General features: G+C 43.5%; 4 protein-coding genes and 1 pseudogene. All 5 read right to left on the bottom strand.

The window, feature by feature from the left end; translation table 11 throughout:
• Positions 1-18 precede the first annotated feature (18 nt).
• Entirely contained in the window at positions 19-1,056 is a 1,038-nt protein-coding gene (locus NQ503_RS00865) for a tyrosine-type recombinase/integrase (protein WP_005421652.1), read from the bottom strand.
• Complete coding sequence (locus tag NQ503_RS00860) at positions 1,046-2,014, bottom strand: tyrosine-type recombinase/integrase (protein ID WP_005421651.1); 969 nt, start codon at positions 2,012-2,014, stop codon at positions 1,046-1,048. Before NQ503_RS00860 ends, NQ503_RS00865 begins: the two co-directional genes overlap by 11 nt.
• Entirely contained in the window at positions 2,011-3,912 is a 1,902-nt protein-coding gene (locus NQ503_RS00855) for a tyrosine-type recombinase/integrase (RefSeq protein WP_005421650.1), read from the bottom strand. Before NQ503_RS00855 ends, NQ503_RS00860 begins: the two co-directional genes overlap by 4 nt.
• A gap of 142 nt (positions 3,913-4,054) precedes the next feature.
• Positions 4,055-4,762 (bottom strand): annotated as a pseudogene (locus tag NQ503_RS00850) (ArdC family protein); the annotation flags it as partial.
• 59 nt (positions 4,763-4,821) lie between these two features.
• The gene (locus NQ503_RS17860; RefSeq protein WP_005421648.1) at positions 4,822-12,600 is read right to left on the bottom strand and encodes a DEAD/DEAH box helicase family protein; all 7,779 of its coding nucleotides are present in this window, start codon (positions 12,598-12,600) and stop codon (positions 4,822-4,824) included.
• Positions 12,601-12,618 lie beyond the last annotated feature (18 nt).

The following is a 12,618-nucleotide window of genomic DNA, read 5'->3' as shown; positions in this document are numbered from 1 at the left end:
AAAGATGTGCATTATTCGTTAGCGCAATCCACAAAGTCTTGCCATTTCATCTTCGTTACCCTCCCACATTGGTGCTTCATCAGATACAGGTGTTGGAACAGATTCCATTGCGTCTCTAAGCTGTTCAACAGATGGCTTTGCATAGTAGCTTTTGGTTGTATCAGTTCTGGCATGTCCTAACACTGTAGAAACCAGCTCAATGGCGATTCCATCCTGATAAAGATTTGTGGCTCTGGTTCGGCGGAACATGTGACAGTGAACCGAATCCGGAAGACTAACCCCTTTTTCACTGACCAGAGCTGCATATTTTTTTATAATCCGCTGGACATTTCCAACGGACATCCTGTCTGTTACACCTTTTATTGTTGTGGAAAATAAGTATGCTTCTTTGGAAGAATTACTGTGATATACACGTATATATTCCCTAAGGTGTTCGACTGCTTTAGCTGTTAATTGTATGGTTCTTTCTTTATTACCTTTGCCGGTTATGAAAATATTTGGATATTTTGATTCCATTGCGATATCACATAGGCGAATATTAAGCAGCTCACTGATTCTTACAGCTGTATCGTAGAGAAGAATCAAAATAGCACGGTCTCGTACACCGAATTTCGTATTCGGCGGTGCAGACAGTATTGCAGCAAGTGCATCATCGGACAAAATAGGTTTTTCCTTTTTAATGGTTTTGCATGGTGAGATCTGACTGATCGCCAGGGCAACTGACTGGACTGATATGTCCATATCCGAGGCATAGTTCAGATAGGCACGGATAGCCGCGACTCTTACATTTACAGTTGATGGCTGGCTGCCATTTGCAAGCAGATATTCTCTGAAATTATAAATACATTCTTTGGTACAATCAGAAAACTGAAAGGTGCTTATGGATTTACCTAATTCACCTACAAGGTAGTTTTTAAATATTGTAAGGGAATCTCTGTAGGATTCTGCTGTAGCCTGACTGCGTCCGACCTGCTTTACCAAATAAACATTTAGAAAGTTCCATGTGTGAGAAAAGAACAGCTGGTCAGTCGATATCTTTGCTGATTTATTCTTCATAGGGAATCACCTCCGGAATGACCTTTCCAGACACTGAATCTTTCTCTCGGATAGTATCAAATGCCTTTTCTACAAGATGATAGTAATAATACGTTTCATCAGGACTTTTGTGTCCAAGGTATCTGCTTAAATATGGGAGCATAGTGTTTGTATCAATTCCCTGATGCATCCACTCATTAAATCTCTCTACTACAAAAGCATGGCGTAAACAGTGGGGTGTCGGATGTTTATCAACTGTCCTGGCAACCGGAAGCATGGCCCAATGGCGGTTAAAACTCGATTCTACTCCAGAGCACGAAACAGGCTTATGTGGATCTTTTCCCGGAAAAGCCCAGTCAATTCCGGGGAAAAGCATTTCCTGACGTTCTTTATAGTTTTTAAGTACCGGAAGGCTATCCTGCGGAAGATATACAAGGCGATCTTTGTTACCCTTTGAGCCAAGGACAGTAAGGATTCCTTTATCCAGGTCTATGTGCTCCCATTTTAGCAATCGCCCTTCTGACAGACGCAGACCGCAGCAAAAATATAGGAGAAAAAGAATCTTGCATTCTCTATCGAGTCTAAATTGCTCTGAATTATGAGACGTGCGGATATCCATTTTCTGTAGCAGTTCCTTAACTTCCTCTTTTGATGGAATGTAAAGAACCGGACGGTAAGCCTTGCAGAAAAAATTAGGAATGTATGCTTCCTGACCAAGGGAAAGGATATATTCACTCAGCACCTTCACCATCGACATACGGCGATTATGATAGGCATCTCCTTCGCCCGGTCTGGCTTCTGACCATTTGGCTGCCATTTCATAGGTGACTGTTGTCAGTTCCGGATAATTCTGTACGCAAAAGGTATCAAAGCGTTTTAATAGCTTTTCTTCGGAATTATAGGCATATCCATCAGCTCGTTTTTGCTGTATAAGTCCTTCGATATGATGTGCCAGACCGCTCTCAAAAATGTATGTCATGATAAAACACCTCCAAATTCCAGAGGGCAGAGCCTCATTTTATCTTCGTCACGTTCAAGATATACCTCTGCTGTTTCCTGACGTGCATGTCCGAGAGCATTGGAAATATCGTCAAGTTTGTTGTCTGCCCGAAGCATTCTTGTGGCAAATGTTTTTCGTGTCATATGAAAGCCCTGACCAGTAGATAATTCAAATCCATATTCAGCAAGTATTCTTTTTAAAGCTCCACGGCACGCCGTTGTAACTTTAAGCGGAATATATGGTGCCTGATGGCTGATAAATATATAACCGTTGCCTGTGACAGCCGATTCCGGACGTCCATTCATGATGTATTTATATACTGAATTACCTACATCCGTTGGGACTGGAAGCGTTATTGCTTTGCTTGTTTTCTGCTGAATGAAGGAAACAGTTTTGTTTTTCCAGTCAAAATCATTTACCTGAAGCTTTAGGATGTCTGCTCCCCTGATACCCATTCGAAGTCCAAGCATGACCATGGCTGTGTCCCTGAGCTCCATGGGAGTAGAAGCTTTCTCACGATATTCATATATATTCTCGACCATAGCATCGCTCAGAACATCAACTATGCTGCGATGAGGCGCACAGCTTGCAGATACTGCAAAAGAAAGTGTTGGTGAAATCAGATCCTGGTCAGCCATGTACCGTAGAAGCTGACGAAGCTTGGTTCCATATGCATTTTTACTTTCCGGGGTCGAGTGGACATCATGGTTATGAAATGCTTTAACCACATCGGGTGTTATGGAGACTGGATTATCTATTCCATTATCTTCAAGATATTTGAAGAAACTGCATCCGGCTGCCCTACACATGGTAAGTGTCTTATCGGTCATTCCATCCCGCCTGCGGCTTTCTATGAAACCATCAAGGATGCTTTTGCTCCATGATGGAAGATGATCAGATGCACGCATCGGCTCAGCGATTATATTGGATTCCATTATGCCCTGGAGATACTTTTCAAACATTCTGATAGTGTGTGAACGACGAGCTGATCCGGAACTGCTGGCTTTGATCTGATTCGGGCAATCCGGGAGTATATCTATCCATGATGTCACAGTTTCTGCCGAGTGTTCCAGATGGTTAAGTTCCAGGAACATGAAATACCATGTGAAATCATTGCGATAAACAGCTTTTGATGATTCCATGTATTTCCAATCGTCCAAAGCGTCAAGATATTCATCAGCTTTAAGAGCGAGAGGTATACTCGGATGAAATGCGGTACCTATTTTAGAAAGTCTCATCTCAAGCAGTATTTCAACGTTCTCACCAAAAAGAACCCGCTGGTAACACTCTGGCACATCACCTCTGCGGTGAAGATATTTCATAAGTGCTGTCATGGCACATACGGCGTTCTGACGTCTGGCAAGAGATTTACAGGATTTGCAGTAAGTATTCCAGTATTCGATAAGAGTATCTATGGTTATTGCTTCCGGCTCTGTAACTCCCAGGGAAGTAGCAAGCCTGAAGAACTCCTTGATGGCAACAGAATACGTATGGTAATAGCAGGGATTCTGTGTGGTCGCATAGTATTCTTCCAGCTCATATGTCAGGCGAAAAAAGGATTCCGATATTCCGCTCCGGCAGAAAAAACTGTCTTCTGAGCGGCAGAAAGAACTTTTGATATCTCCAAAGAGCAGGTAATGCTCGAGGCGGAACAGGGCATTTCTATATTGAGAACACGTCTCATAGGAAATTTCCCGTTTTTTAATCTCAAGCCAGTCCAGTGCGGCATCCATTGAAAAAGGAATGCCCTTATCCATCAGGTACTTGAAGAGTGTAGTATAACAGGTTCTGTGCATGTCTATATTTTTACATGCACTGTCTGGCTGTTTCATCATATTGAGAACTGATGAAATAGCATCTAAATAGTTTATTTGCATATCAAATGCGCTCCTTTCCGGCTTCCCATTCGAGGGGAAAACCTGATAATAGCATATCTGATAATGCTCATCTTTTTTACAAGAAAGTGAGGATTTATGGAAAATAATTTAAAAGATCAACATTATAAAAACATGGGTATAATGCTTCCACTTCCCTTGTAAGCTGATCTTTTACGATGCCCTCCGCTTCCATCTGGTCACGATCATGCAATACTGCATGTGCGGTTTCATGCACCGCTGTTTTCATAGTCTGCGCTTCACTCATGCCTGGTTGGACAGCGATATATTTATCGACAAGCTGATAAAAGCCTTTCGCCTCGCCGTCAATCTCAATAAAGCGGATAGGAACCGGAGCAACCATCTTTAATGCTTCCATAAAATCATGGTAGATCAGAACATCCCCCTCCAGTTCCGATACCTCAAACTCTGGAATCGGTTCTCCTGTGGTCTGACTGACATCAAATACTGTCGTAACCCGGAATCTTGTAATGACACGTTCTACTACTTCTGTTTCCGGCTGTCCATCTTCCCCGATCACAATCTCTCCTGTTTCCGGATCAGTTTTTTCAATCTCCTGTTTCTCTTTATACGGAGCCGGGGCAATGATCTGGATGCCCTTTTCCCCTCTTTTTACCTGCCGGTTGAATTTCTTCTGCCATGCCTGGTACCCTGCTACCAGTGTCGCTTCCGGTTTCTGCATGGCGATCAGCAGAGTATTATTGAAACTGTAATTATGGAACTTTGCCATTGTTTTCAGATATTCAGTATATTTTTCTGATGTGAATATTTCTGCAACGCCCTGTTCCAACTGCTCTGTAATCTGCTTTAATTGTTCTTCTCTGTTTGCCATAATCAAATCCTCCATAGAAAAATCCCGCCAAAGCTCTGGTCACTCTGACGGGATACCCTTTATAACTCCTGTTCGTGTTTCTTTTTTGGTTTCTGCTGTGTTTCGCTTGTCTGCTCCTGCTGTTTCTGTTCTTTCAGTCTTTCCAGAATAGACGTTTTATGAACACTGTCAGCGATTCTGTCCTGACGTTCCTCTGGTACATTTACTTCCGGGTTTTCCCCAATGCCTTCATCTGCCAGAAGATTTTCTCCCCCTTTCTCATCCATGTTGAGCATGGCATTTAATTCTGCCAGACGTTCCATTTTTTCACTCAGTTCCGCTTCTTTCGGAAATGGCTTCTGCACCTCTTCCTGTGCGGTCTTTAACTGCTGTTGTACCGTTTCCAGATTCTGCTCAGTATCTGCCAGCTTTTTCTCGATTGCAGAAAGTGCATTGTGAATCCTCTGGATATTGCCCAAGGTATCCTTTCCGAACTCAATCTTATAAGAACATTTTCCCTTGATCGTCATGGTATAGGTATTTGACAGGAAATTGTATTCTGAAGAAAGTGCAAAACCATGATATTCCCCGATCTGCCCGGCTGATTTTACGGACTTCAAACTGGATGCTGCTGAAATGAGTGCAACTCCCGCTTCTTTTTTATCTGTATACAGCTTTCCACCGACTGTCATTGCAAAGTGGTCATTATCCTGTAAATCTATTCCTTTTACCACATCTGCATCTACACGCATACCGGCAATCTTCTCTTTTAATGCTGTAATCTGTACCGGATACCGCTTTGCAATATCCGATTCCAGGCGATAGATCTGACTGGTGTGGTTTGCTTTCAGAAGTTTCAGTTTACTTACCTGCACATCCAGATCCATTTTTTCCTTGATGTATTCGTTTCCTGTTGCCAGTGCTTTAATCTCTGCATAGGACAGGGCTGTATCATCTACATCCTCACAGGCACGAACCGGGGATTTACTGGTCATAATCTGCGAAATAAACTTCTGCTTGTTTTCCAGAATCTGCCACATGTACGAATCAAACGTATTTTCCGTTACATACCGGAAGATTTTTACTTTATCATTCTGGTTTCCCTGTCTGAGAATACGTCCCTCCTGCTGTTCCAGGTCAGACGGTTTCCAGGGGCAGTCCAGATGATGCAGTGCAAGTAGTCTGTCCTGAACGTTGGTACCAGCACCGAGTTTCGGAGTGGAACCCATCAGGATTCTTACCTGCCCGGCCCGCACCTTTGCAAACAGCTCCGCTTTTTTTACCTCCGTATTGTACTCATGAATAAATGCGATCTGCTCTTTCGGGATTCCCCGTTCCACCAGCTTGTTTCTCACATCATCATAAACATTGAACGTTCCGTCAGTTTTCGGTGTACTAAGATCACAAAAGATCAACTGGGTAGCCTGTGTATCTTTTCCGTCCTCCCATACCTGGAAAGCATTCTCCACACAGGCATTTACCTTGCTTTCCCCTGCATCCGGCAGCATATCATTTAACAACCTCTGGTCTAATGCACATTTTCTTCCGTCGTTGGTAATCTTGAGCATGTTATCTACCCTTGGATCTACCATACCGCCCCTGACCTGTTCGGCACGTTCTGAAAAGGCTTCCACCATTTCTTTCTGTTCCTCACTCGGCTTTAACACTTCATTGATATATTCTGCTTCTGGTACTGGAAGATTCAGCATATCTGCGGTCTGAATATCCGCAGCTTCCTTAAATATTGAGATCAGCTCTGGAAGATTAAAAAAACGGGCAAATCGTGTTTTTGCACGATAACCCGTCCCTTCCGGTGACAATTCGATTGCCGTAACTGTTTCTCCAAAAGTTGCTGCCCACGAATCAAAATGTCCCATTCCCATATTCATTAAAGTATCATACTGGAGGTATCTCATAATGGTGTATAATTCAGTCATACTGTTTGATACAGGTGTTCCCGTTGCAAACGTGATTCCTTTTCCTCCGGTAATCTCATCCATATACCTGCATTTCATAAACATATCCGAACTTTTCTGTGCATCGGTCTGTGAAATGCCTGCCACATTCCGCATTTTTGTGTATAAAAAAAGGTTCTTGTAAAAATGTGACTCGTCCACAAACAGCCTGTCCACGCCTAATTGCTCAAAAGTCACAACATCATCCTTTCGTGTCTGGTCATTCAGTTTTTCCAGTTTTGCTTTCAGGGTTTTCTTTGTTTTTTCCATCTGTTTGATGGTATACTGCTGTCCTGCTTCCTCTTTTGCCGCTTCGATAGAATAGGTAATGTCTGCAATCTGGTCTTCCAATAATGCAATCTGCCTTTCCCTGGAAAGAGGAATTTTCTCGAACTGGCTGTGTCCAATAATGACCGCATCATAATCCCCGGTTGCAATTCTGGAACAGAACCTTTTTCTGTTTGCCGGTTCAAAATCTTTCTTTGTTGCCACCAGAATATTCGCTCCCGGATATAAGCGTAAGAAATCGCTTCCCCACTGTTCCAGCAAATGGTTTGGAACCACATAAAGGCTCTTTTGTGCCAGTCCCAGACGCTTGCTCTCCATGCCGGCTGCAATCATCTGGAACGTCTTGCCTGCACCTACGCAGTGTGCAAGCAGGGTATTATTTCCATAAAGGATATGTGCCACCGCATTTTTCTGATGATCCATCAGCTTAATTTCCGGATTCATTCCGACAAACTGGATGTGACTGCCATCATATTCCCTTGGTCGGATGCTGTTAAACCGTTCATTATAAATCTTGCAGAGTGTTTCCCGTCGGCTCATATCCTTAAAGATCCACTCTTTAAATTCCTCCCGGATCAGTTCCTGCTTCTGCTGTGCCAGGGTAGTTTCTTTCCGGTTCAGTACCCGGTGTTCCCCATCCGCATCATGTATTGTGTCATAGATTTTTGTATCACGCAGATTCAGTGCATCTTCCAACAGCCTGTAAGCATTTGCCCTCTGTGTTCCGTAAGTTGCGGTGGAAAGCGGGTTATTGCTGCTGTCCACGTTCTTTCCTTTTACGTTCCACTGCCCGGTCACTTCCGCATACTGTACTTTGATACGCTCATAATTGATATGCTGTCGTGGTGTATGGAATGTTTCTGCCATGAACTCTGTAATATAGTCCGGGGAAATCCATGTTGCACCAAGCCTTGCTTCAATCTCGGAAGCATCCAGGTCTTTCGGCTGTACCCGTTCCAGCGCCTGCACATTGACCATATATTCCGGATGGTTTTCTGCAAACTGCCTTGCAATGTTCAGCTTCTCCCTGACATTCCCGGAAAGATACTCGTCGGATGGCTCCCATTTATCCGTAAGCGGATTCTTGAAAATAACCCCCGTAAGCTCCTCTGTGACCTCTTCCTCTGTTTTCCCGGTAAGCTCCATCATATAAGGAATATCTACTTTTGCTTTTTCCCCGATAGATACCGCCAGTGCCTCACTTGCCGTATCTACCGATGTTACCGGCTCTGCCCTGCGGATCGTCCTCTTCGTGAATATGTCTGCTTTCCGCTTCAACTCTCCCTTTTCGTCCAGAAATTCAAGGGAAGTCAAAAGGCAATAGCTGCTGTCCATGCTGAACGCTCTTTTATTCGCATTGCTGCTAAGAAGCCCATACTTTGCAGTAAAGCTGTCATAAACCTGATTCAATTCAGCCTGTAAGCTGGCAACCTCTTCATCACTGCATTCTTCCAACTGCCGTTCCAGAAGCCTGTTTGTTGCATCCCGGATGGCAACCATGCCTCTGACACGCTCGCCTGTCATAACGGGAAGTTCCATCTTATTCATAACAGAATTTTCCCTGTAATAAATATCCTCTCCGACAAGTGCAAAGCTAAAATTCTTAATGTTCGGATCTGCTGGTATGGATACCACCTGTTCTTCCAGTTCCGTATCCGAAATCTCCTGCTCTGTAATAGTTCCCTGGATATGCTTTACTGCTTTTTTTAACTGCTCTGCCAGATCTGCTCCCTCTTTTGCCTTTACCGTCACTTCCTGTTTTCCGTACTGGGTACTTTCTGTTGTGAACTCCCCAAGTACCATTTCCGGGTGGTCGGCAAAATAGGAATTGACCATATAGCCTTCCGGTGTAGTTTTTAACTGTACCCAGTCTGGCTCTGTGATTGCAGCCCTGTTCCTTTTTTGAAAAAACAGAATATCCGCAACCACACTGGCATTGGCGTTTCTCTGGAAAGCATTGTTCGGTAAACGGATTGCCCCCAGCAGGTCTGCCCGGTTTGCAAAATACTGTCGGACTTCCGGATTCTGTTTATCCATCGTACCGCTTGATGTGACAACTGCCACCACTCCGCCCGGACGTACCAGGTCTAAGGATTTTGCAATAAAATAATCATGGATCATAAAATGGTATCTGTCATACTTGCGGTCACTGACCTGATATGCCCCAAACGGTACATTTCCGATTACACAGTCAAAAAAGCTGTCTGGGTAACTGGTTTCCTCAAATCCCTGTACTGCAATCCTGTTTTTCTGGTAAAGTTGTTTTGCAATCTGCCCGGAAACCGGATCAAGCTCCACACCATACATATTTGCAGCACTCATGCTTTCCGGTAAAAGTCCCATAAAGTTTCCTACTCCACAGGACGGTTCCAGGATATTTCCCTGTTTCAGTCCCATATTTCCAAGAGCTTCATACATTGCTTTAATAACTGTCGGAGAAGTATAAAAGGCGTTCAGCGTTGATGCCCTTGCTGCACTGTATTCTTCTGGTGTGAGGATTCCTTTTAACTGCGTATATTCCTCTTCCCATGCACTGTTTCTTTCCTCGAAAGCCTGGGGAATGCCGCCCCATCCAACATATCTTGACAACACTTCCTGTTCTTCCGGTGTTGCTAATCTCTGATCCTGTTCCAGTTCTTTCAGCAGCCGGATAGCTTCCATATTTGCTTTAAACTTTGCTTTTGGACCGCCAGAGCCAAGGTCATCGTCCGTAATATGAAAATTATGAGGTTCCTGCTCTACAATCTGTTCTTTTATATCTTCCGGTCCTGTTTCTTCCTCTGTTTTTATTTCCGGTTCTGCTTCTGGTTCACTGATAATTTGCTCCGGTTCCGCATCTTCTATATCTTCTTCTGGTTCGGAAGCACTCACAATATCAAATAAAGACATCTGATATCCATTTAAGCCATCTGCCTGATCTGGTACTTCCTGTGCCGGAAAAATCGTATAGCTACCCTCTACATACTGATGTACTTCCGTCAAAAGCTGTAATTTCTTCTCATAAGTTTCATTTACTGATTCAAAATCCAATGGCAGCATCGCCAGAGCATCATCCATCGCCTGTAATAATTTCTGCGACTGCTCCGAATCATTCAGCATAACAGGAAGTTCTTTTCTTGCTTCTTCATTAAAGAAATCCTGCTTAAACGGACGCTCGATTTCTTCTGGCAGTCTTGCATAAAAGCTGATCACTTTTCCTGCAATCCGTTCCCTCTCATATTCCGGCATACGGGAATAATCTGCGGAACGTAAGAACTGCTGGTTATCAATCAGGTAGCCGATTCTTTTTGCCACTTTTGCCCAGGGCAGCAACACCGAAGTATCTGGATTCCCATAGTCCCCTCTCTCCAGCTTCAACCTTTTCCCGTCATAATCTGCATGTGAATTATCTGCCCCACATAAAGCATGGCTCTGACCGCCTATCCCATATTTTTCCTTGATAAAATCTGTCCTTGCCTTATCATCTTCATTCAGAAGATAAAAAGAATAGGTATAAAGCCTTCCATCCGAATACGGACCTCCACCGGCAAGAAAAGCATCTATTTCATCTTGGGTAATAAACACCTTATGTTCCTGCCATGCGAATTCATCTCTTGCACTGTATGGAATTACTTCTGCAGCAAATTTCTGAAACTGACCGGATATTCTGACCGGATTATAGGTGCGGAACCGCATAATACTTTTATCTTCCTCATAAGCCATTGCCAGTCCTTCCAGACGCTCATTCAGATCTGTCAACCACTGCGGATCTGTCAGTTTCTCTTCCAGATAATCTGTTATTTCCGGATAAATACTGCGAAGATATGGTAAATCTTCTTCATCAAAAACAAGTTCTGCCACACCCTCTGCCATGTCTGCTTTCATATAGGCAAGTGACTGTGCATGTTCCTTTACTGCATTTTCCCTTGCAACATCCAGTACCGACTGCGGTGCATATTCGCCCTGTTTCAAAAGCTGATGGATACGTCCACTCACATCTTCCCAGGATAAAAACGCTTTATCCAGAATCTGATCGGTAACGGTATGCCCTACTGCAATCTGCAATCCCGTTTCGTCAAACCAGACAGAATATTCCATGCCATTGATTTCAAAACCTTTTCCACCAGTTCCATACTCCCGCTTTACAAACTCCGTATATTCTTCCGGTGTCTGTTCACTCATAAAATTATAGATAATACGAAGCTGGCTTTTACTTCGGTTTCCCCCGGTTCTTAAAACCTCATCAACCACTTCACTTGGAATGGCAATCTCCCCGGCATAGCGGGCAGCTATTCTGTTTTCGATTTCCCTTTTCTGTTCATTTACAGATGGAAGTTCGGGCAAAGATAAAGCAGAGGCAATTTCTTCCTCTGCTTTACTTAACTGATCTTCACTTGTATCTTCAATTAGCTGTATACCAATTCCGACAAGATGCTCTCTTCCGCTGTTGCCGTCAGACTGTTCATATGGGCTGTCCACGCCATCGGGTTCTCCTCTTTCGACGGTGCCGGATTCTTCTCCAAAAGTTTCTCCATCTGTACTTCCAATCTCTTCTGTGCTGTTTTCTCGATTTCTTCCAGATGGCTGTTCAATTTCCCTGTCAGCAACAGACTCTGATACAGGCTGTTCTTGTGTTCTTTCAGAAATGTCCTTCGCAGCATTCCGTATTTCCCAATCTGTGCTTCTGTCTCCTGGATTGTCAGATTCGGAAACAGATAATCCCCTTTGCGATGATATGTCAGTTCCATGCTCATTTCCTCCTTCATTTTCCTGTGGATATTCGTTTTCTATGATTCTGTTGTTATTCTCTTCGCTTTCGCGAATTAACGTGTTAAATTTATTATAATTCCTTTCTTCCGAATTTTCAATACCCTTTTTCATTTCTTCTAATGAAATACGGTGTACAAATCTTCCAATATCCACTAACACAGACTCACTGGCCATGCTCGTTGCATTTCCAATAAATGTCAGCACTGATAAGCTGTTATAATCTGTGATATGTACAAAGTCCATTTCTTCCTGCCGTTCCAACGGATCAAGCCCACATCTGGAAGCCAGCGTATAATAAATGCTGTCTGTCAACAGACTGCGAAATTCGCTGCGGATGGTATCTTCTTCCAGCTCCTCCAGGTACGTTCCTTCTGTCACATACGTCAAGCCATCCAGATATTCATCCAGGTTTTCTTCCACCATGTATTTTGCTGTTGCCATCAGTGCATCAGAAAGATTGCCTGCATCCTTAGCTTCCAGTCCGTAAACTTCTTCTAAATGGTTTAATAAGGCATCTTGTTGTTTCTCCTGTAACTGCCACAAATACGGTGTTCTTCCACCTTTTACCTTATGAGTATCCTGAATATCAAATACATACCGGAATCTTGTTTTCTGCATAGTTTCATCTAAAAGAGCAATTCCCTTTGCTCCTCGATTTACCCACCGCAGCATTTTTTCATTCCATAATTCCAAAGAAGCACAGGCAGTTGCTTTTGGACGCTGTGCGTGGATCAAAAGCTGATCCATAAATGGATACCGATACAGCCTGGCTGCAGTATCCAGATAATTCATCCAATCTCGCGGTGAACTGCTGATACGGGTTGCATGATATTCTGCAAGTCCCCGTATCTCATCTAAATGAGCCATAACTCATTCCTCCTTCCG

The organism is Blautia obeum ATCC 29174 (assembly GCF_025147765.1).
GTDB classification, from domain to species: Bacteria; Bacillota; Clostridia; order Lachnospirales; family Lachnospiraceae; genus Blautia_A; species Blautia_A obeum.
This window is presented reverse-complemented; position numbering and strand designations above follow the sequence as displayed.